The following is a 20,312-nucleotide window of genomic DNA, read 5'->3' as shown; positions in this document are numbered from 1 at the left end:
GTGTGTTTGTGGTGAACTACATTATATCTCTCTGAGGTGTTTTTGTATACTTTTTTCTCAACTAGAAAGTGGCTAACTCCATTTTAGAACTTTCGAAAGTTTAAGGAAAGCTGTTACAAACCCATTTATCCTAAAGAATAGTCTACTCTTTTGCCTTAACTTTGGAAAGGAACAGGTAACCTTAGCCAAAGTCCTTGAGGTAGCTCTTCAAGTCCCTTAGCATCTCTTTTTTCCCTCGGAAGGTCTCTCCTCCCATCAGACGGTCAAATTGGTCCTGTTTTTCTAGCGTTAATTGCTTTCTATACTGAGCCAACATATCCCTTAGGATAATCTGATCAGCCATGGCCATCTCACGGACATAGAGTTTATGGGCCACGTCACTGACTTCTTCATAATTTTGGCGGTTGAGTTTGCGTTTGTCACTTTCTTGTTTGCGCAGCATGTCAAGGACGTAATTGCGAAACTTGGTTTTGAAAAAGCGGAACAATTCCCCATCATTATGTTCAATTCCAGGACAGCTTTCTAGAAGCTGGGATAACACCAGCATGCCTTCCTGGTCCCAGTCCTCTTGTTCCCAAAGTTGAATGTAATAATCCTTACGGGTCCTGTGGACAATTGGGGCCACCTTTTGATAAATCACTTTAAACTCCATCATATACTCCTTTTTTAATGTTAGGAGTATTGTAAGAGATTTTGAGTGGGCCGTGGGACGAATTTCATAAACGGTTCGTTTTCCATCTTAAATGGTCAAAAAATCTCGAGAACTCCTGTCCTCGAGATTTTTTTGTTATTCTTCGTCTAAGAAACTATTAAAGACTTCCTCAATCATATCCCATTCAGCCGTAGCGTCTTCAGGGATTGGTTGAAGGTCACCTTCTGTTCCATCTTCGTTTTCCGTAAATGAGTAGGCTTGAATTTCAACTTCACCATCTTCGTCTTCAACAGCAGATGCTGGAATCAAGAGGACATAGTTTTTTCCGAATTCTTCTTGGCCATCAATCGTCAACAAGATTTCAAAGAGGGTTTCGTTGCCATTTTCATCAACAAGTGTAATTAATTCGCGTTCTTCGTGGTTATGATCATGATCGTGATTATGTGTCATAAAGTTCTCCTTTTTTGATATGTAGTGGTTAAAAATGGCGATCAAGGTAATTTTGCAAAATCAACTGGGCTGCCAATTTATCAATCACTTTTTTGCGTTTGCCTCGGCTAAGATCTGCCTGCTCGACTAACATCCGTTCAGCGGCTACGGTGGTCAAGCGTTCATCCTGATAAGCCACAGGTAAAGCAAACCGTTCTGTTACTAAATCTCCATAGGCCCTAGACGCTTCAACGCGGGGTCCTTCAGAGTTATTCATATTTTTGGGTAAGCCAATGACAATCTTTGTCACCTGATACTCTGTCAGCAATTCAGCCAACCGATCCAGGCCAAACTCGCCCTTAGCTTCATCGATTGGGATAATTTCAAGTCCCTGAGCGGTAAACCCCAAGGGATCAGAGACTGCTACACCGACCGTCTTTGAGCCAACATCTAATCCTATAATCCGCATTAGATATCGATTCCATGTCCATTGAGGTAGAAGCGAACCAATTCCTCAACGATTTCATCCCGCTCATATTTACGAATCTGGTTCCGTGCGTCATTGTAACGTGGAACATAGGCCGGATCGCCACTCAACACATAACCCACGATTTGATTGATCGGGTTATAGCCTTTCTCATCCAAGGAACGATAGACAGTTGTCAAGGTTTCGCTAATCTCTTTCTTGTTTGTATCGTCAAGATTAAAACGAACTGTTTCATCAGTAAATCCCATCGTTACACCTTCTTTCTACTTCAACTCTTCCTTTTATTTTAACTGATTTTGGCGATTTTCACAACTATTTGCCACTATTTTCACAGCTTTCTGCGCCTCTTTTTCCTAAGGCGTTACTGGTTTTGCGCCGTAGGCTTCTAGACGTTTTAAATACTCTTCTGCTTTGAGATGATCCAGATCAGCGAGGCCCGATCCCTGAAAAATCTCTGACCGGCCTAAGGCATTTGCATCAAGGTTGGGAACCTCCAGCGTAAACTGTAAGAACAATTGGTTGTCATCCGTGCTTTGCAGTTCATAAGCCAGCCCCTCAATTTGTTCTAGTTCTTGATAGGCAGGGTCTTCAGCCATGGATTCGCCTAGTAATTTCTTGGTTTCTTCAAAGCCAAGGTCATTGATCGCATCGGTGATCTCTGGCGTTGGTTGTAACTCATTTCTTAAAATAACTTTTTGAAGTTTCTCGCCCTTATAAATAACTGTTTGCTCCTGAATCTGACCATTGGCCATTTCAAGTTCAAAAGACTGGGTTTTCACCACTTGTTCTTCAGCCACCTCGCTAGTCGTTGTCGTTTCTTTAGCCTCATTTTTGGTGCTACATCCAACAAGCAAGACCATCACAAGCAGAAGCACAATCCCTTTCATTTTGCCCATTTCATCACCTCATCCTATTTCACTTAGTATAACATTTTGCCTATTTTTTGACAAGAGAGTCTGAAAGCGAGGCCTAAAAAAGAGACCCAAAAGGATCTCTGTTAATTCTTTTAAATCGTAAGCACCTTAAAGTGCAGCTCTTAGGCGGGCTTGGGCGTTTTCAACATTACGCACAGCGCGCGGTAAAAAGGCACGAATATCGTCTTCTTTATATCCCACTTGCAATCGCTTGGTATCGATGAGGATAGGACTTTTTAGAATTCTAGGATTTTCGGTGATGATGTCAATCACTTCGTTAACGCTGAGGTCTTCGATATCAACCCCTAAGCCTTTGGCATAGCGGTTTTTTGAAGAAACAATCGAAGCGATACCATTCTCCGTTTTTGATAAAATTTCTAAAATTTCAGCTTTTGTAATCGATTCTTTACCAAGGTTATGCTCTTTATACGGGAGATGGTGAGCGTTTAACCAAGTTTTTGCTTTTTTACAACTGGTGCAACTTGATACAGTATAAATCTTGATCATGTAGTAGCTCCTTTTGCTCTGTATGATACTAGTATTATACCTAGTATATCATAATTTGCCATCCGTCGGAAGACCTATTTTCAATTATTCTTCGATTTCGATAGCATCTAGATCAAGAGTTACTTCTTCTGCAAGAGCTGATTCTTCTTGATTTGGCGCGGTTTCTGGCTGATTATCCCCTTCGATCAGACCATAGTGAACCCGAACCTTATTGTCAATTTCTGCAAAAATTTCTGGATTTTCCTTGAGGAATTTCTTAGCGTTTTCAGACCCTTGCCCGATTTTTTCATCGTTATAAGAGAACCACGCACCAGATTTTTTGATGATGTCAAGGTCGCTAGCGATTTTCACAAGCTCACCGGTTTGGGAAATCCCTTCACCGTACATGATTTCGACAAAGGCTTCTTTAAACGGTGGCGCCACCTTGTTTTTCACGACCTTAATCTTGGTTTCCTTACCAACGTTTTGGTCTTTTTGATCGCCTGTTCCCTTGATTTGAGTTGTTCCACGAACATCAAGACGAACAGAAGCATAGAACTTAAGGGCACGTCCACCTGGGGTGGTTTCAGGGTTACCAAACATGACGCCGACTTTTTCACGTAATTGGTTGATAAAGATAGCGATGGTCTTGGTTTTATTAATAGAGGCACCGAGTTTGCGCATAGCTTGGCTCATCATACGCGCCTGCAAACCAACGTGGCTGTCACCGATGTCACCATCGATTTCGGCACGTGGCACAAGGGCTGCAACCGAGTCGATAACTACGAGGTCCACCGCACCAGAGTCAATCAGCTTCCCTGCAATTTCAAGGCCTTGCTCCCCTGAATCAGGCTGAGACAAGAGCAACTCATCGATGTTAACACCCAAGGCTTGAGCATAAAGCGGATCAAGAGCGTGCTCCGCATCGATAAAGGCTGCAATACCGCCTTCTTTTTGACACTGGGCAACGGCATGAAGGGCAACGGTTGTCTTACCAGATGATTCTGGTCCGTAGATTTCGACGATACGACCTTTTGGATAACCACCTGCGCCGAGGGCGATGTCAAGCGCCAGCGATCCTGAGCTCATGACTTGCACTTTTTGTTCAGCGCGCTCACCCAGGCGCATGATCGCTCCTTTACCAAAGTCTTTTTCAATGGTTTTTAGAGCATCATCGAGGGCTTTTTTACGTTCGTCACCAAATTTTTTAGTGATTTCGTCTAATTTTTTTCCTGGTTTTTTTGCCAAAATATATCTCCTATTTCTAAATGTCTCTGGGACACTTCTATCTTTCTATTATACCAAATTTTCGCTAGTTAACAAAGTTTGTCGTACTAGGTTAAAGGCGTTCATGCAGGCAATCTGCCGAATATCCTGCCGGCTACGTCCACCGATTCGAACCTGATAGGCCTTAGTTTCTGTAGCAGAGGATAAGCCGATAAACACGGTACCCACTGGATGGCCCTCTAGACTATCTGGACCAGCAACACCTGTCAGTGATACGCCGTAGTCACTGCCTGTCAGCTTTCTGGCCTGCTCAGCCATGGCACAGGCCGTAGCTTCAGAAACCACCCCATGCCTTTCAAGGTCCTCGCGAGCAATCTGCAACATCTGGGCTTTTTGGTCCAGACTGTAGGTAACAAAGCCGCCTTTAAAGACCTCAGAAGCCCCTGAAAAATTGGCTAAAGTGGCTTGGAAGAGTCCAGCCGTTAAACTTTCAGCTGCTGTTAGGGTTTTGCCCTGAGTTTTTAGCAGGTCAAAGGTCACGCGCTCCAAACTGTTAGCGTCCCCATAGCCATAGAGGTAATCGCTCAACTGGCCATGAGACAAGATGGTCTCTTCCAGTTGGTCGAGTTTGGCATCGGCTTTTTCTTGACTAGTCGCCTTGGTCGACAAGCGCAGTGTGACCTCCCCAGTCTTAGCGTAGGGAGCCAAAGTCGGGTCTGTCTGCTGGGCAATCACATCGGCTAGGATGGTCACTAGCTGGCTTTCGCCAATGCCAAAAAAGCGAAGAACACGAGAATAGAGCTGTTGGCCCTCACTGTCTAACAAGGGCAACAATTCCTTAGTTACCATGGGTTTGAGCTCACTCGGCGGTCCAGGGAGTACCACATAGGTCACACCGTCTTGGGTGATGAGCCCTCCCACTGCAAGTCCCGTATGGTTAAAAAGCGGGGTAGACCCCTCGACAATTTGAGCCTGGCGTTCGTTGTTTGGGGTCCTAGAACTAGCCGGTCGGCTCGCAAAAAAAGCATCCAACTTAGCGACCGCTTTAGGATCAAAAACAAGGTCTCTGCCTAAAAATTGGGCCAATATTTGCTTGGTCAGGTCATCGTCTGTGGGACCCAATCCTCCGCACAAGACCACTAAATCGCTACGCTTTTTAGCGGTTTCCAAGGTCGCCATTAGACGGCCTTCATTGTCCCCAACGGCCACATGGTAAAAAACATCGACCCCGATCTGGGCAAATTTTTCTGATAAAAATTGGGCATTGGTATTGACGATTTGACCGGTCAAAATCTCTGTCCCTACTGCGATTACTTCCGCTTTCATAGTTGACCTACTTTCTTATTCGTAGTTTTCCTATCATTTTACCAAAAAAAACAGCCATTAGGCTACTTTGACATGGTTTTTTGATAAGGTTTGGTTTATCTGTACTTGTAATCACAGCTCTCTTCGTGGTCATTGATTAAGCCCGCTGCCTGTAAATAAGAGTAGATGGCGACAGGCCCTGTGAACTTAAACCCACGTTTTTTGAGATCCCTGGAAATGGTCTCGGACAAGGCTGTCTTAGCTGGGAGAGCTTTGGAGTCTGGGACACTATTGACCTGAGGCTCACCACCCACAAAAGCCCACAAGTACTCTTTAAACGACCCAAACTCTTCCTGTACCTTGAGAAAGGCCTGAGCATTGCCGCGAGTCGCCCATAGCTTGCCACGATGCCGAACGATTGCAGGATTGGCCAACAAGGCCTCCAGTTCCTGATCAGTCATGTCAGCTACTTTTGTAATCTCATACTGGTGAAAGGCCTGTCGAAAAGCCTCTCTTTTGTTAAGAATGGTTTCCCAAGAAAGGCCAGCCTGATACCCTTCTAACATGAGAAGTTCAAACAAGGCTTGGTCTTGGTAGACGGGTTTCCCCCACTCCTCATCGTGGTAGGCGATGTATAGGGGATTGCTTTCTTTAACCCAGGAACAACGATTGGTCATGAAATCTCCTTTACTGATGATAGGCAATAGGGTAACACTAGATGACTGATGAATAGAAGTCAGACTAGATTTCTCTTGAAAATATATACCGCGATAACCCTCTAAAACAGAACACGGGCTACGAACGGCGTGAAATAGACCATTTCTCATAGAAACAAATCGCTCAGCATCAAAATACCTAATGTCACTTTGTTCGCTTAAGGGTCTTTGTCTCTTACTGAACTGAGTTCGAGCTGAAATCCTTGTGAACATTAGCGGTTTTCTAGGACGCGAGTCGTCTGGCGGCAACCGATTATTTTCAAATGGATTTTTAACGCTCTCACAGCTTACTTCATCAACATTTTAAGGGCTTGTTTGATGTAGTTTTCAGCGGTATCATTTGTGCCTTCAAAGAAGGTTTTGATTTTCTTGAGTTCTTTGGCTTTGTAGCCGAGGGCCTCCATGGCCTCCATCGCTTCATCCAAAGCATGGTTGTCTGATGAAGCAAGTGGGGCTTGTTGACTTGGTTCCTTGCTTCCAACACTAGTAATTTTTCCTTCAAGGTCCAAGACCATCTGTTGAGCTGTTTTCTTACCAATCTTTGGAAACTTGGTCAAGTAGGTAATATTTTTCTCATCAATGGCACGGACAAGCCCTGCATTGTCATCGGCAGCGATAATAGCCAGGGCTGAGGTTGGACCAATTCCTGAAACCGAAATCAGATTCAAAAAGAGGGCTTTTTCGTCCTCATCTTTAAAACCATAAAGGCTGTGGGCATCCTCACGGATAACCTGATGCAGATACACTTTAAGGTCCTGATTGAGTTGGCCGGAATAGGCATAAGGGTTGGCAACACTGATAAGATAGCCTAGCCCACCCGCTTCTACAACGATGTATTTGGCTGTGATTTTGGTTAATTGTCCTTTAATATAATCGTACATGGTAACTCCTTTTGTAATGGTTCTAGTATATCACAGGTTCTTGCTTTTAAGACGAGTAAGAATAACTTAGACCGAAACCTTTTTCTGTTCGTCGATTTTGAAGAGCATTTTTTCCACTTAAAACGCAACTAGGGGTTAACAAATTGTCTACTATGCTTGCTGGAATAGGATTTTAGCTTATGATACAATAAGGGTACAATACATGACAAAGGAGCGGCTCATGACTCTCGCAGAAAAGATTTTTACCCTCAGAAAAGAGGCCGGCCTGTCTCAAGAACAATTAGCTGAACGGCTTAACCTCTCCCGTCAAAGCATTTCCAAGTGGGAATCTGGCCAAAGCCAACCAGAAATAAATCACATCGTCAAACTCAGTCAGATTTTCAACGTTACAACGGATTTTCTTCTAAAAGAAGAGGGCGCGAACACTAATCCAGATGATAAGGTGTTCCAAACACCTGATACCAAAAAAAGAGTTCATTTAGTTATCCTTTTGGAAATCGTCTATATTATTAATTTCGCTTTTCTTGCCTACTGGTGGGTTGGTGAAATGTACCAGCTTGCTACTCCGCTTGACTGGATAGGATTTTTTCTTTTGATTGCTAGTGCTGTTGCCTTACGTAAAGTGATTCAGCTGAAAAAAGAAGAAAAATAAGGAATGGGGCATTTTATCACAAAAAGACTAGGAAAAAAGTCCTAGCCTTCTAATCATTTATCATCAGTTAAGCAAGACGCAGGGTTTGGGAGTAACACTCACTGGCTTTGCCAGTTTTCATGTTACCCCTGCACAGGCCATTAGGTGCTTTAGCACCAATGAGTCACTGCTGAGTGGCCTCTAATTCACCGATTTTATCAGATTTTTCAGTCCCACTCAACTATGCTGAGGTGGGACTGACAAGGTCTGGGGATAGACCTTCTCAGTCTGAACCTAAAAACTGAAAAAGGGAGGGGAAGTTAATTTCTTCGAAATCATGACTTTTGCCCCACCCTCGTCTTCCTAATATTTCCCTAGTTCTCTCAAACTCGTATGGTTTTCTTGGATCCGGCGGAACATTTTTTCCATGTCGGACTTGGTAAAGTTGACAAGGACTGGTCGTCCGTGCGGGCAGTTGTAGGGATTGTCACAGGTGGCCAGTTGTTTTAAAAGGTCACGCGCTGAATAGTCATCCAAACGGTGGTTGGCCTTGATGCTGCGTTTACAAGACATCATGATTGCTAGCTCTGCTCGGTAGCGCTTGATGGAGACCTCCTTGGTCAAGAGAAGCATGTCGCACATCTCGTAAACCGCTGATTCAATCTCTTCTTCCTGGAACCATATCGGGTGCTCCCGCAGGATAAATTGATTGGTACCATATTCTTCTAAATGGACCCCAATCTCTCTGAGACTTGCCATCCGCTCCTTGAGGAGAAGCATGTCGTTAGCTGGAAATTCAAAGATATAAGGCACTAAGAGCTGTTGCTGGGAACTGTCAACCTCCCCGATTTTTTCCCGATAGTACTCGTACTTGACCCGCTCCTGAGCAGCATGCTGGTCGATAATATAAAGCCCGCCATTGCCTTGAGCAAAGAGGTAGGTACCGTGCATCTGGCCAAAGTATTCTAATTCAGGAAAAGTCGAGGTTTCTTCGTTTTCCAAATTGACAAGGGCCTTTTCCAAATCTTTTCGGCTCAGTTCAGGATGGTCATAATCCTCCTCATCCAGCTGAGACCGCTGCGCAAACTTAATCCGGGGAGTTGGTGTTTCAGATGGTGACAACTCCTTCTTGTCAGGGCTGTCAAGATCTTGTAAAGGGGCTCTCTCCTCAGCGACTTGAGAACTTTCAGCACCAGGTTTGACATAGAAGTCCTGCTTGACAGCATCATAGTAGAGATTGGTTTCTTTGAGCGGCAGGGTCGTCTGCTCTGGTTTTGGCTGGTTGCGAGTTGCAGACTTAGCTAGGTTTTCAAGGGCATCCGGAATCAAATCCTGAGACTTAAGCGCCTCAGCAATGGCCTCAGTGATGAGGGTCATTAGCTCCCGCTCCTTAGAAATCCGAACCTCTTGCTTGGTCGGGTGGACATTGACATCGGCTAAGTAAGGGTCAATCTGAATGTCTATGACAGCAATGGGGAAACGTCCGACCATGAGCTTAGAACCATAACCGTCAATGATGGCACGGTTCAAAAGGAAATTTTTGATGTAACGGCCATTGATGAGAAGGGTAATGTAATTGCGGTTGGCCCGCGTCAGCTCTGGCAGAGAAACATAGCCTGACACCTCAAAGTCGAGGTCAGACTTGGCAATCTCAACCATCTTTTTAGCAGTAACCAGTCCGTAAACACCAGCAATCGCTTGGCGAAGTTGGCCTGATCCAGCTGTTTTGGTTAGCTCATTCCCATCATTGATTAGGGTAAAGGCCACTTCAGGATGGGCCAGGCTGAGACGGTTAATCACATCCACAATATGGGATAATTCCGATTGCTGGCTCTTAACATACTTGAGTCGGGCCGGGGTATTGAAAAAGAGGTTTTCCACAGTAATGGTCGTCCCCTGGGGACGACTGATGGCTTCTTCCTGCTCGATCTTACCACCCTTAGTAACCAGAAGGGTGCCCTGACCCTCACCGGCAGGCGCCGTCTCGATGGTCATCTGGCTGACAGAGGCAATCGACGGCAGGGCTTCACCCCTAAAACCCAGCGTCCGGATGCGAAAGAGGTCCACCTGTGACTTGATTTTAGAGGTCGCATGGCGACGGATACTGAGCTTAGCATCATCTGCCGTCATCCCCTCACCATTATCCGTGATTTTGATCAAGGAGAGACCAGCTTCCTCAATCGTGACTGTGATCTGACTGGACCCCGCATCAATAGCATTTTCGACCAACTCCTTGACCACACTGGCTGGCCGTTCGATGACTTCGCCGGCCGCGATCTGGTTGGCTAGAATTTCAGGTAATTCGATAATTTTAGAAACAGTGCTCATAGGGCTCCTTTCGCTAGTGTTCTCATTCATCTTCGGGTTTTCTCGTTGTACCATTATACCATTAAACCTAACGAAAAGACATTCAAAAAGAGGCTGGAAAAAAGTCCTAGCCTTCTAATAATTTATCGTCAGTTAAACAAGACGCAGTGGTTGGGAGTAACACTCACTGGCTATGCCAGTTTTAGTGTTACCCCTGCACAGGTCATTAGGTGCTTTAGCACCAATGAGCCACTGCTGATTGGAAGCCCTAAAACGCTTGCTACGCAATCGTTAGAGGCCGTCCTAATCAAACTGTTCGGAGGTGGGAGTGAGAAGGTCTGGGGATAGACTTTCTCAGCCTGAGCCTAAAAACTGAAAAGTGAGGGGAAGTCAATTTCTTCGAAATCATGACTTCTGTCCCACTCTCTGAACTTAAGACTAAATACCTTGGTTAATCGTAGCAGCGATAGCCTTCATCTGACGGTAGTTGATCAGGTAGATGACCGCGTAAATAAGGACATAGATGATCCAGAAAAAGAGGAGATTAGCCCAATCCAGCGGGAACCAGCCAGCTAAGATGCCAAGCAGGGTAAATCCGATGACAGTTACGGTAAAATGGGTAAGCGTCATTTTTAAGAGACTCCAGTCTTTTTCAAAGACGCGATCAGCCGCCTGAAACAGTAGGCCAATAGCAAACCAAATGGTCACTGCAATGGCCATCACAGCCACAGGGCTAAAGTGCGCTTGATAATAAGCACCAACAGTTGAAAAGGGATTAATCGGCAAATAGTCCCCTTCTGAGAAGATGGCCGACATCATGAGTGAAATGAGGGTTCCAATAGTGACGCCTAATGCGCCTGATAAGATGTATTTTTTCATAAGTTAAGGGCCTCCTTGATGGCTTTGAGATAGCGACGGGATGAATAGGTGACATCCCCATTTTTAAGAATGAGTTTGACTAGACCATTCGGGGTGACCTGCAAGTGATCTAACTGCTTGAGGTTAATGATTTCCGACTGCGAAATTTGTAGAAAATCGGTCGACAACAAGTCCTTGACCTGATAGAGCCGATATGCTGTGGTAAAATCCTGATCCAGAGTTTTCAGATGAACAACCTTGTCCTCGATGACCAAACGGTAAACATCTTGAGGAGCAAGCAGGTGGACAGTCTCCCCTTTTTTGGCCTTGAGACGCTCTATGGGATTGTCTAGAGTTTTAATAAAATCGGTCAATTGGGCGATCTGTCTGGTGTAGCTATGGGCTTCGATAGTGACCGAATCTTCCAGAACCTGATCTGAGATGTTAAGGTGTAGTTTCACGTTATCCTCCCTTTCTGTTTGCGAATGAGATCTCCTTCGTAAGTCTATTAAACCTTATTCGCAAAAGGTTTTCAAGAGGGTTTGACCATGTGGTCTGTTTTGAGTGCTATGTGGTCAGAAGGTCAGGATAGATGGCAAAAGACTGAACAGGCGTTCAGTCTTTCTTATAATATTATAACTCTTTCTGCAGTTCGGCCAAGGCCATCATAGCCTCCATTGGCGTCATGGTATTGAGGTTGATTTGACTAAGACGGGTTAGAACCGGATGGTCCTCTACTGCTGTGAAGAGGTCTAGCTGGGCTGGGGGGTCCTGAACAGTTCCAAAACCTCCGTCCTGGTGAACCGCAATCTGGGCTGCATGCTGCTCTAACTGGGTCAGGATATGATCGGCTCTAGCGAGCAAATTGTCCGGTAAACCGGCAATCTTGGCCACATGAATCCCGTAGGATTTATCTGCTGGCCCTTGAGCAATCTTATGGAGGAAGGTCACCTGACCAGACTTCTCCAGGGTGGCCACATGGACATTGACCAAATGCTCCAACTGGTCGCTGAGGCTGGTCAACTCATGGTAGTGGGTCGCAAAGAGGGTCTTGGCCCCGACCTTGTCATGGATATACTCTATGATGGCTTGGGCCAAGGCCATGCCATCATAGGTCGCTGTCCCACGACCCAACTCGTCAAAGAGGATAAGGGAATTTTCTGTCGCCAATCTGATGGCCTTATTAGCCTCCATCATCTCCACCATAAAGGTCGACTGACCGCTGACCAAGTCATCGGCTGCGCCGATGCGGGTAAAGATGGCATCAAAAATAGGCAGAGTGGCCGTTTCAGCCGGCACATAAGAACCAATCTGGGCCAGAATGACAATGATGGCTAACTGGCGCATGTAGGTGGACTTCCCGCTCATGTTTGGCCCAGTAATCAGTTGAAGGGCTGTCGTCTCGTCCATTTGGATATGGTTGGGCACATAGCTTTGGGCTCCCATGACCTTCTCAACCACCGCATGCCGGCCATTAACAATATCAATAACTCGGCTGTCTGTGAAGGTAGGCTTGACCAAGTGTTGTTGCTCGGCCACCTCTGCTAGACTTTGGAGAACATCGACCGTCGCAATGGCCTGCGCCAGGTCTTGTAAGCGTTGGATGTACTTAGCCACCTCCTGGCGGAGGCGCATAAAAATTTCATATTCAAGAGAGGCAGACTGCTCTCGCGCCTCTAGGATATCCCGCTCAAGACTTGTCAGAGCTTCTGTCCCGTAACGCTCAGAGTTTTTTAGCGTCGCCTTGCGGAAGAAATGGCTAGGCACATGGCCGAGTTGGGAATTGGTCACGTGGAAATAATAGCCATCCTTGCGGTTGTAATCAATCTTGAGGTTGGTAATCCCGGTCGCTTCGCGCTCCTTGGCCTCAAGCTCCGCAATCCAAGCCGCACCGTCTCGCATGATGACCCGGTACTTGTCAAGGGTCTCGTCAAAGCCGGTCTTGATAATCCCGCCTTCAGTAATGACTGTTGGCACATCAGGGTCTATGGCCGCTGTGATAAGGGCGTGAAGTTCAGGAAGAGCATCCAAACGGTCTACGAGCTGGTCTAGAACAGGTTGGCCTAATCCTTCTAAAATGGTTCGAATGGCTGGGACGTGTCCAAGGGTCTGGCCGAGTTGCAAGAGGTCTTTAGGCGTTGACTTCCCAAAAGACACCCGGCTTGCCAAGCGCTCAATATCGTAGACCCCTTTTAAGGCTTCGACCAAATCGGCCCGCTCAATAAAAGCATCCATCAGAACCTGGATAACAGCTTGTCGGTATTCTATCTGCTGGCGATCAATCAGAGGCCGGTCCAGCCAAGCCCGCAGGAGGCGCATGCCCATAGCTGTTTTCGTTTCATCCATCAGCCAAAAGAGACTACCGTGCTTTTTACCGGTCCGAGCGTTTTCTAAGAGGTCCAAGCTCGACTTGGTCGCGTAATCCATCTGCAAGACATCACGGACTTGATAAGGACGAACAGACTTAAGGTGGCTCAACTCCCGCAACTGAGTCCTAGCCACATAGGCAAGGAGCTTGCCGGCTACTTGTTTTTCGAGGACTGTCAAGTGCTGGTCGATTAAGGGACTTTCTATAAGGGCGTCTTTTTGAGGAGACAAGAGCAAGTTCATCTGGCCAGAGAGGACTTGTTGAGTCTCTTCGTCAAGCTCAAAGCCCAAGACCACTTCCCGAGCACGAAGATTACGAATTTCTCCCGTTGCGCTCGCTAAATCAGCCATTTCCGTCACATAGAAATCTCCTGTGACCACGTCCATATAGGCTAAACCATAGGTACTCCCTGCTTGATCAAGGGCAATCAAAAAGTTGTTATCGCTATCCAGCTTGCTAGAATCTGCAACCGTCCCAGGCGTGATTACTTGGACTACAGCCCGTTTAACAACGCCCACAGCGGTCTTAGGGTCTTCCATCTGCTCAGCAATGGCTACCTTATGGCCGAGCTCCACCAAGGTATCAATATAAGTCTGAGCCGAATGATAGGGCACACCTGCCATAGGAATGGGGTTTTCCGCATTTTTATTGCGACTGGTTAAGGTTAACTCTAAAATCTGAGCCGCCTCTACAGCATCATCGTAAAATAGCTCGTAAAAATCGCCCATGCGAAACAGCAAAAAAGCATCTGGATAATCTGCTTTAATATCCAGATACTGCTGCATGCCTGGGGAAAGTTTTTCAGTTGTCATGACTTAACTCCTCGTTGCGTCTACTCATCTGCTGGGTCATAGATTACTTGGTAAGCCTTGAGTTTTGATTCAATGGCTTGGGCAGCAGCCTCATCTCGGCAGATCGCAATGACTGTGTCTGCTCCTGCGACTGTCCCTAAAATTTCAATAGGATGAGCCTCATCGATCACATTAGAGGTCACTCCTGCTTCACCTAAACGTGTGTGCATGACAAGGGTAAAGCTTGCCCGCTCAATTTTTAACACATAGGTCGCCAATAATTGAATAAAGTCATCCCCTTCTTGGTGCTCTGGTAAAATATAGTAAGATTCTCCCCTGTCTCTTGTTTTAATCAAGCCCAGTTCTCTCAAGTCTCTCGATAGGGTTGTCTGAGTCACTTCAAAGCCTTTTTCTTCAAGGCCTTCTTGGATTTCTCTTTGCGTTGACAGGTGACGCGTTCGGACCATTTCCTTAATGGTTTCATGCCGGTCTCGTTTTTTCATGGGTTTCTCCAATTTCTTTTCTTATGCAAGATTATACCAAAAACAGGGTAATTTTTCATCATTACAAGCGGAATTCCCTTGATTTTGTGTTAGAATAGGAAGGAAGACATTTAAAAGGAGACCTACCATGGATTCTAAGTTACAAGCTGCAAAAAGTCTGGCTGCCATCCTTCCTAGCCTGGACGAATCAGCTATCCTCAATTTACTTGAAAAACCAAAATCCGCCGACCTTGGAGATATTGCCTTTCCTGCCTTTTCTCTGGCCAAGGTCGAGCGTAAAGCCCCTCAAGCTATCGCAAGCGACATTGCTGAAAAGATTGATGCGACAGGCTTTAGTAAGGTTGTTGCTACTGGACCTTATGTGAATTTTTTCCTTGATAAGACGACGGTATCTGGCCAAATTCTAAAGGATGTGATTACTTTGGGAGCTGATTTTGGTCAATCTGATCTTGGTCAAGGGCAAAACGTGGTCATCGACCTTTCATCGCCTAATATCGCTAAGCCTTTCTCAGTAGGTCATTTACGGTCAACCGTTATCGGGGATGCCCTATCCAATATTTTTCAAAAAATTGGCTACAAAACCGTCAAGGTCAACCATCTCGGTGACTGGGGCAAACAGTTTGGTCTTTTGATTGTGGCCTATAAGCTCTGGGGAGATAAGGCGGCCGTAGAAGCCAACCCAATCAGTGAGCTCTTAAAGTTATATGTCCGCATTAATGACGAGGTTAAAGACCATCCTGAATATGATGACGAGGCGCGTGCCTGGTTTCGAAAACTGGAAGCTGGGGATGCTGAGGCGCTTGAGCTTTGGCAATGGTTCCGTGACGAAAGTTTAGTTGAGTTTGACCGTATCTACCAACAAATGAACGTAACCTTCGACAGCCTAAATGGCGAAGCTTTCTACAACGACAAGATGGATGAAGTCGTTGAGTTGTTGACTGAAAAAAATCTCCTAACCGAGTCCAAAGGGGCTCAGGTCGTTGATTTGACTAAGTATGGCATCGAGCATCCTGCCCTCATCAAAAAATCTGACGGTGCGACGCTTTACATTACTCGAGACATCGCTGCTGCTCTCTACCGTAAACGTCACTATGATTTCGCGAAATCCATCTACGTAGTGGGTCAAGAACAAGCTGCCCACTTTAAGCAGCTCAAGGCTGTCTTAAAAGAAATGGGTTATGATTGGAGCGACGACATCACTCACGTCTCCTTTGGCCTTGTGACCAAGGGTGGTGCAAAACTCTCGACCCGCAAAGGCAATGTCATTCTTCTTGAGCCCACACTCCAAGAAGCCATTACCCGCGCTCAGGCCCAGATTGATGCCAAAAACCCTAATTTAACCGACAAAGAAGCGGTAGCTCACGCCGTTGGGGTTGGTGCCATTAAGTTTTACGACCTTAAAACGGACCGCAATAACGGTTATGACTTTGACCTTGAAGCCATGGTCTCCTTCGAAGGCGAGACCGGCCCTTACGTTCAGTATGCCCATGCCCGCATTCAATCTATCCTGAGAAAAGCAGACTTTACACCAGATGCGACCCAAGCCTATAGCCTGGATGATGCTGAAAGCTGGGATATCCTCACGCTTCTTCAGGCATTCGGAGCAACTGTACAGCGGGCAGCCAATAACTTCGAGCCATCTATCATCGCTAAATATGCGATAAACCTAGCTCAGGCCTTCAACAAGTTCTACGCCCATACCCGTATTTTGGATGACAGTTCAGAACGCGACAGCCGCTTAGCCCTCGCTTACGCAACAGGCCTAATCCTCAAAGAGAGCCTCCGCCTCCTCGGCGTCGATGCTCCAACCGAAATGTAAAGTAAAACCATCTCTCGCTCGTTAGCAAGGGATGGTTTTGTTCTCTAAATAGTATAGTCAAGTCTAGCCTTTGAAAGTCTAATCAATCTTTCTTCCTCAATACATATAGGAGACAACTATATCATAACATACAAAAAAGCAATTTTCCATATCATAACTTCTCTGCTACAATAAAGCTATCAAACATGAGGTGAAACAGATGACAAAAAAATATTTTGAACACGTTGGGAGTTTTTTACGCCCGGAAGCATTAAAAGAAGCCCGCGAGGCCTTTGCCGCAGGCAATCTTTCTCAGGAAGAGTTAACAGCTATTGAAGACCGCCTGATTACAGAATTGGTCGATAAACAGGTGGCTGCTGGACTCGAGAAGGTCACAGATGGCGAGTTCCGCCGTGCTAACTGGCATGTTGATTACTTCTGGGGCTTTGATGGGATTGAACGCCACCAGTTTGGCCAAGGCTTAGCCTTTCACGGTGTGGAAACCAATGATGATTCTGCTCGTGTCACTGGAAAAATTGGCTTTACCAAGGAAAACCATCCCTTTATTGGCCATTACCAATTTCTCAAAAAATTAGCAGATGAGCGAGGTGTCGAAGCTAAAATCACTATCCCAGCACCAGCCCAGTGCTTGGTCGAGTTGCAACGAGGTTCCAATATCCAAAAAGCCCTTGAAGTCTACCCAAATCAAAAGGAATTGTTGGATGATTTAGCGACTGCTTACCGTGATTCTATCCTCGCTTTTTATGAAGAAGGTGCTCGCACCATTCAGCTGGATGACTGCACTTGGGGCGTCATTATGGACGATGAGTTTTACAAAACAGTCATCAAAGGTGCTGTGGAAAAGGACTTCCTTCGGGAAAACTTCCTCTATGTCAACAACAAGGCGGTAGAAAACCTGCCAGAAGACCTGCAAATCAACACCCATATCTGCCGTGGGAACTACCAGTCAACCTATGCAACAGTTGGCCCTTACACAGCCGTTGCGGAAACCCTTTTTGACCGTGAAAATGCTACAGCCTATTTCTTGGAATATGACAATGAACGGTCAGGTGGCTTTGAGCCGCTAGCAGAATTCAAAGACCCTAACAAAGTAGCGGTTCTAGGCTTGATCACGACCAAGGACGGCCAGTTGGAAGACAAGGAGACCATCATCAAACGGATTCGTGAGGCGGCTGAAATTCTGCCGCTTGAGCAACTCTGGTTAGCGACCCAATGTGGCTTTGCTTCTACTGAGGAAGGCAACTTGATAGCAGATGAAGACCAATGGAAGAAGTTGGCCCTTGTTAAAGAAGTCATTGATGAGGTATGGGGAACAAAGGCTTAATCAGAAGCGTCACTATTTACTCCTTTAGTAAATAGTGATTTTTAATGGTTTTAGTTAATTCTTCGGAACCATTCTTTGTGCTCTTATTCACTATCGTAAAAGAATTGTGATATAATATAGAAAACGCTTTAAGGAGGCGCAAAAATATGAAAAAGATGCTACTTTTCTTTTATATCCCCTTGCTATTTGTATTGGCAGCTTGTGGCCAAACGGCAAAGGATGAATTTCTTACGCGAGTGGAGTCCCAACAGTCTCAAAAACAGACTTCTTATGATTACAAAATAAAACTGGATGATGTGACTTCTAGTGATGCAACTGGTATCGCTACATCGTTCGAATCCTTTATTGGAAAACAGATTGATGCCACTATTTCCCAAGATCTGGAAAAGGGATTGGCTACTATTTTGCTTGATTTATCTGCTGTTAATCCTTCCCTTTCTCAAGTGGAAGTTATTTATGCAGGTGATAACCTCTACATGAATGCTGCAACTTTCACATCTCTTTCCGGTATCACGACAACTGCTTTGGATGGAAAATACATCGATGTCCAAGAATTATTAGGACAATCGATGCCGGAAATTCCAAAGTTGAGTGATTACACGCCAAATAATCAGGCTAATGCAGCTCTTTACAAAGAATTGGACGAAAAAAAATTTACCAAGGATGGGGATGATGTCACCTTGACCCTGACCTTGAATGACCTTATCGCTTTAGTTGAAAAAGCTGCAGAAAAAGGAGATGACGAAACCAAAAAGCAAGCTGCAGATATCCAGGAACAATTGGAGACTGCAACAGAAACTTTCTCTCCTGATTCCATCTTTAACATCACATTGGATAAGAAGGACAATGGAAAACTCTTGATGGATCTGTTCTCTGCTGAAAACAAAGAAGACAGTGTCCAAATCAGCATGACCTTTACGAAAAAAGACTACCAAGAGCCAATTGCCCCTACAGCAGATGATATTCTAACCGAAGAGGAGTTCAATACGTTAATGTTAGAAGCCTACTCAGGTCAATAAAAACTCATTCAATAAACATTCGAAAATAAGAAAGACTTTGTCCACAAATAAAGGGCAAGGTCTTTTTACCTTTAAAAGGCTCCATATTCTCCATAGAGATTTCACCCATTACAGCCGACGAGTCTGGGACAATTGCCCCAGACTCTTTTTAACAAATCAGTATTGACCAGTGACAGCAAACTCTCTTTAAAAGATTTCACCCACACAAACCATGTAAAGAAACAAGAATAGCATTATGATAAAATCAATTAACTTAGCTTACATATTCATTGTTAATATAATTTAGAAATTTTCTAAGCTAATCTTTTTTACATTTAATAATTAACAATGCATCTTTTATAAAGTTATGTAGATTTACAAAAGTTACCTGATTGTCTATATCGTATTGAGTAGTAACTGTTACTTCTTTTTTACTTTCTAGATCTAGATAAGTAAAATTATAGTTATCTAACCTGCCATTTAGTTTCAATCTTATATTAAAAGGCACGTATATATAGTAGTCATCATCTACTTTTGCAGCTCTAATTTCTTCCGTATTATTTGCTACTAATTCTTGAATCGGAGTAATATTTGAAAAATTGTGTTTCTCGGCAAATTTTCGTAAAAAACCATAGTCCCATGCTCCTTCAAATTTTAACGCATCATGCCAATCATATGGTGTTTCAAAAGCTTCTCCAACAGTAGTGTCAAATATCATCTGATTATTATGCCAACTCCAAATTCCATGAGCACCATACGACAATCCAGCAAAACCTCCTGATAAAACACTTTGCCAAGCAACTTTTCTTATATCTTCTCTTGTAAACCGTCCATAACGCTGTCTACTATACCCCATCATTTCATAACATGGTTCAGAGTTTAATACAGGTCTAATTGGTTTCATATTATAAAACTCTGTTGCAAGCTTGTAACCCATATCTTGAAATTCACTATTATGGCCTGACTGATACATATAAAAATCCAAGTTCTGATTATTTTTAAGTACTTCAGGAATATCCGATTCCCTACCTCTAATGTGAAGAGTTGCTAAAGAATTTGGTGCCAACTGTTTTACTATATTTAGAGAGTTATTGTAATATTCCTCAATAACTTCATCAGTTTGAAAATCAGTATCCCCACTAATAATATATATCGGATTATATTTATTGTATAGTGAAACAACTTTCTCAATATAGGTCATTAAAAGAGTTTTAGGAAATAATCCTACTTTACGCACATTCATATCACTAGCCCATGTATTTGGTAAATAATTACACCATAATAACACAATAGCAATAGTTATACCCTTTTCATAGGCTCTTTTTATCATATTTTCTGCACGTTCAAAATAAACATCATTAAACTGATTAAAATTGAAAGTCCCATCTTCATTAACAGCAAAAGGTTTGTAGTTTAGCAATGTCTGACTTGAGTCCCATTGCCAGAGCATATTAACTTGTATAACATTAAAACCTTGTTTTTGTCGTACATCCAAATAATATTCCCAATCAGACTCTTCAATATTAGTAAAAGCACTCCAACAAGTATCTGCCAAGTAAAATACAGGCTCTCCATTTTTTGAGAAATAGCGTTTCCCTTTACTAATCTGGAACATA

20 protein-coding genes are annotated in these 20,312 nt (G+C 44.4%); 4 read left to right on the top strand and 16 right to left on the bottom strand.

The genetic code is table 11. From position 1 onward, the window contains the following. Positions 1 to 181: 181 nt before the first annotated feature. The 10 genes from J2S23_RS05875 to ruvA all read right to left on the bottom strand — a co-directional run bounded on the left by J2S23_RS05875 (position 182) and on the right by ruvA (position 7,097). Positions 182 to 652 (bottom strand): sigma-70 RNA polymerase sigma factor region 4 domain-containing protein, encoded by a 471-nt coding sequence (locus J2S23_RS05875; RefSeq protein ID WP_307121824.1) that lies wholly within the window; start codon positions 650 to 652, stop codon positions 182 to 184. Positions 653 to 787: 135 nt separating this feature from the next. Next, positions 788 to 1,102 (bottom strand): DUF1292 domain-containing protein, encoded by a 315-nt coding sequence (locus tag J2S23_RS05870; RefSeq protein WP_307121823.1) that lies wholly within the window; start codon positions 1,100 to 1,102, stop codon positions 788 to 790. Between the two features lie 28 nt (positions 1,103 to 1,130). Continuing rightward, positions 1,131 to 1,550, bottom strand: a complete 420-nt coding sequence (gene ruvX, locus J2S23_RS05865) for a Holliday junction resolvase RuvX (protein ID WP_307121822.1) — start codon at positions 1,548 to 1,550, stop codon at positions 1,131 to 1,133. After that, entirely contained in the window at positions 1,550 to 1,816 is a 267-nt protein-coding gene (locus tag J2S23_RS05860; RefSeq protein WP_307121821.1) for an IreB family regulatory phosphoprotein, read from the bottom strand. The genes ruvX and J2S23_RS05860 overlap by 1 nt, the downstream gene beginning before the upstream one ends. A 105-nt stretch (positions 1,817 to 1,921) precedes the next feature. Continuing rightward, entirely contained in the window at positions 1,922 to 2,464 is a 543-nt protein-coding gene (locus tag J2S23_RS05855) for an SP0191 family lipoprotein (protein WP_307121820.1), read from the bottom strand. A gap of 126 nt (positions 2,465 to 2,590) precedes the next feature. Then, the gene (gene spx, locus J2S23_RS05850) at positions 2,591 to 2,989 is read right to left on the bottom strand and encodes a transcriptional regulator Spx (protein WP_307121819.1); all 399 of its coding nucleotides are present in this window, start codon (positions 2,987 to 2,989) and stop codon (positions 2,591 to 2,593) included. Positions 2,990 to 3,073: 84 nt separating this feature from the next. Then, positions 3,074 to 4,216, bottom strand: coding sequence for a recombinase RecA (gene recA, locus J2S23_RS05845; protein WP_307121818.1), 1,143 nt, complete (start codon positions 4,214 to 4,216; stop codon positions 3,074 to 3,076). A gap of 48 nt (positions 4,217 to 4,264) precedes the next feature. Next, positions 4,265 to 5,521: a competence/damage-inducible protein A gene (locus J2S23_RS05840; RefSeq protein WP_307121817.1), complete on the bottom strand. Its 1,257-nt coding sequence runs from the start codon at positions 5,519 to 5,521 to the stop codon at positions 4,265 to 4,267. 95 nt (positions 5,522 to 5,616) lie between these two features. Further along, entirely contained in the window at positions 5,617 to 6,177 is a 561-nt protein-coding gene (locus tag J2S23_RS05835) for a DNA-3-methyladenine glycosylase I (protein WP_307121816.1), read from the bottom strand. A 326-nt stretch (positions 6,178 to 6,503) separates the two neighbouring features. Further along, a complete protein-coding gene (ruvA, locus tag J2S23_RS05830; RefSeq protein WP_307121815.1) occupies positions 6,504 to 7,097 on the bottom strand; it encodes a Holliday junction branch migration protein RuvA in 594 nt (197 codons plus the stop codon). 220 nt (positions 7,098 to 7,317) lie between these two features. Here ruvA and J2S23_RS05825 point away from each other — a divergent pair, with 220 nt between their 5' ends. Further along, positions 7,318 to 7,749, top strand: a complete 432-nt coding sequence (locus J2S23_RS05825) for a helix-turn-helix domain-containing protein (RefSeq protein WP_307121814.1) — start codon at positions 7,318 to 7,320, stop codon at positions 7,747 to 7,749. Positions 7,750 to 8,091: 342 nt separating this feature from the next. Here the strand turns inward: J2S23_RS05825 and mutL are convergent, their stop codons facing one another. The 5 genes from mutL to argR all read right to left on the bottom strand — a co-directional run bounded on the left by mutL (position 8,092) and on the right by argR (position 14,555). Then, positions 8,092 to 10,056 (bottom strand): DNA mismatch repair endonuclease MutL, encoded by a 1,965-nt coding sequence (gene mutL, locus J2S23_RS05820; RefSeq protein ID WP_307121813.1) that lies wholly within the window; start codon positions 10,054 to 10,056, stop codon positions 8,092 to 8,094. A 417-nt stretch (positions 10,057 to 10,473) separates the two neighbouring features. Further along, positions 10,474 to 10,914, bottom strand: a complete 441-nt coding sequence (locus tag J2S23_RS05815) for a DUF3021 domain-containing protein (protein ID WP_307121812.1) — start codon at positions 10,912 to 10,914, stop codon at positions 10,474 to 10,476. Next, positions 10,911 to 11,354 carry a LytTR family DNA-binding domain-containing protein gene (locus J2S23_RS05810; RefSeq protein ID WP_307121811.1) on the bottom strand — a complete coding sequence of 148 codons (444 nt, stop codon included), beginning with the start codon at positions 11,352 to 11,354 and terminating at the stop codon, positions 10,911 to 10,913. The genes J2S23_RS05815 and J2S23_RS05810 overlap by 4 nt, the downstream gene beginning before the upstream one ends. 172 nt (positions 11,355 to 11,526) lie before the next feature. Then, the gene (mutS, locus tag J2S23_RS05805; RefSeq protein ID WP_307121810.1) at positions 11,527 to 14,073 is read right to left on the bottom strand and encodes a DNA mismatch repair protein MutS; all 2,547 of its coding nucleotides are present in this window, start codon (positions 14,071 to 14,073) and stop codon (positions 11,527 to 11,529) included. Positions 14,074 to 14,093: 20 nt separating this feature from the next. Further along, positions 14,094 to 14,555 carry an arginine repressor gene (gene argR / locus J2S23_RS05800; RefSeq protein WP_307121809.1) on the bottom strand — a complete coding sequence of 154 codons (462 nt, stop codon included), beginning with the start codon at positions 14,553 to 14,555 and terminating at the stop codon, positions 14,094 to 14,096. A gap of 127 nt (positions 14,556 to 14,682) precedes the next feature. Between argR and argS the strand changes: the two genes are divergently transcribed. The 3 genes from argS to J2S23_RS05785 all read left to right on the top strand — a co-directional run bounded on the left by argS (position 14,683) and on the right by J2S23_RS05785 (position 18,717). Further along, the gene (gene argS, locus J2S23_RS05795) at positions 14,683 to 16,374 is read left to right on the top strand and encodes an arginine--tRNA ligase (RefSeq protein WP_307121808.1); all 1,692 of its coding nucleotides are present in this window, start codon (positions 14,683 to 14,685) and stop codon (positions 16,372 to 16,374) included. A gap of 199 nt (positions 16,375 to 16,573) precedes the next feature. Next, complete coding sequence (locus J2S23_RS05790) at positions 16,574 to 17,698, top strand: 5-methyltetrahydropteroyltriglutamate--homocysteine S-methyltransferase (RefSeq protein ID WP_307121807.1); 1,125 nt, start codon at positions 16,574 to 16,576, stop codon at positions 17,696 to 17,698. Between the two features lie 146 nt (positions 17,699 to 17,844). After that, positions 17,845 to 18,717, top strand: coding sequence for a hypothetical protein (locus J2S23_RS05785; RefSeq protein WP_307121806.1), 873 nt, complete (start codon positions 17,845 to 17,847; stop codon positions 18,715 to 18,717). A gap of 298 nt (positions 18,718 to 19,015) precedes the next feature. Here the strand turns inward: J2S23_RS05785 and J2S23_RS05780 are convergent, their stop codons facing one another. Continuing rightward, the gene (locus J2S23_RS05780; protein ID WP_307121805.1) at positions 19,016 to 20,311 is read right to left on the bottom strand and encodes a glycoside hydrolase family 140 protein; all 1,296 of its coding nucleotides are present in this window, start codon (positions 20,309 to 20,311) and stop codon (positions 19,016 to 19,018) included. Position 20,312 lies beyond the last annotated feature (1 nt).

Origin of the sequence: Streptococcus moroccensis, assembly GCF_030812835.1 — a bacterium.
In the GTDB taxonomy this organism is placed as follows: Bacteria; Bacillota; Bacilli; order Lactobacillales; family Streptococcaceae; genus Streptococcus; species Streptococcus moroccensis.
This window is presented reverse-complemented; position numbering and strand designations above follow the sequence as displayed.

Excerpts from the sequence above, each read along its gene's own strand:
- J2S23_RS05875 (WP_307121824.1), bottom strand. The coding sequence starts at position 652 with ATGGAGTTTAAAGTGATTTATCAAAAGGTGGCCCCAATTGTCCACAGG.
- J2S23_RS05870 (WP_307121823.1), bottom strand. The coding sequence starts at position 1,102 with ATGACACATAATCACGATCATGATCATAACCACGAAGAACGCGAATTA.
- ruvX (WP_307121822.1), bottom strand. The coding sequence starts at position 1,550 with ATGCGGATTATAGGATTAGATGTTGGCTCAAAGACGGTCGGTGTAGCA.
- J2S23_RS05860 (WP_307121821.1), bottom strand. The coding sequence starts at position 1,816 with ATGGGATTTACTGATGAAACAGTTCGTTTTAATCTTGACGATACAAAC.
- J2S23_RS05855 (WP_307121820.1), bottom strand. The coding sequence starts at position 2,464 with ATGGGCAAAATGAAAGGGATTGTGCTTCTGCTTGTGATGGTCTTGCTT.
- spx (WP_307121819.1), bottom strand. The coding sequence starts at position 2,989 with ATGATCAAGATTTATACTGTATCAAGTTGCACCAGTTGTAAAAAAGCA.
- J2S23_RS05840 (WP_307121817.1), bottom strand. The coding sequence starts at position 5,521 with ATGAAAGCGGAAGTAATCGCAGTAGGGACAGAGATTTTGACCGGTCAA.
- J2S23_RS05835 (WP_307121816.1), bottom strand. The coding sequence starts at position 6,177 with ATGACCAATCGTTGTTCCTGGGTTAAAGAAAGCAATCCCCTATACATC.
- ruvA (WP_307121815.1), bottom strand. The coding sequence starts at position 7,097 with ATGTACGATTATATTAAAGGACAATTAACCAAAATCACAGCCAAATAC.
- J2S23_RS05825 (WP_307121814.1), top strand. The coding sequence starts at position 7,318 with ATGACTCTCGCAGAAAAGATTTTTACCCTCAGAAAAGAGGCCGGCCTG.
- mutL (WP_307121813.1), bottom strand. The coding sequence starts at position 10,056 with ATGAGCACTGTTTCTAAAATTATCGAATTACCTGAAATTCTAGCCAAC.
- J2S23_RS05815 (WP_307121812.1), bottom strand. The coding sequence starts at position 10,914 with ATGAAAAAATACATCTTATCAGGCGCATTAGGCGTCACTATTGGAACC.
- mutS (WP_307121810.1), bottom strand. The coding sequence starts at position 14,073 with ATGACAACTGAAAAACTTTCCCCAGGCATGCAGCAGTATCTGGATATT.
- argR (WP_307121809.1), bottom strand. The coding sequence starts at position 14,555 with ATGAAAAAACGAGACCGGCATGAAACCATTAAGGAAATGGTCCGAACG.
- argS (WP_307121808.1), top strand. The coding sequence starts at position 14,683 with ATGGATTCTAAGTTACAAGCTGCAAAAAGTCTGGCTGCCATCCTTCCT.
- J2S23_RS05790 (WP_307121807.1), top strand. The coding sequence starts at position 16,574 with ATGACAAAAAAATATTTTGAACACGTTGGGAGTTTTTTACGCCCGGAA.
- J2S23_RS05785 (WP_307121806.1), top strand. The coding sequence starts at position 17,845 with ATGAAAAAGATGCTACTTTTCTTTTATATCCCCTTGCTATTTGTATTG.
- J2S23_RS05780 (WP_307121805.1), bottom strand. The coding sequence starts at position 20,311 with ATGTTCCAGATTAGTAAAGGGAAACGCTATTTCTCAAAAAATGGAGAG.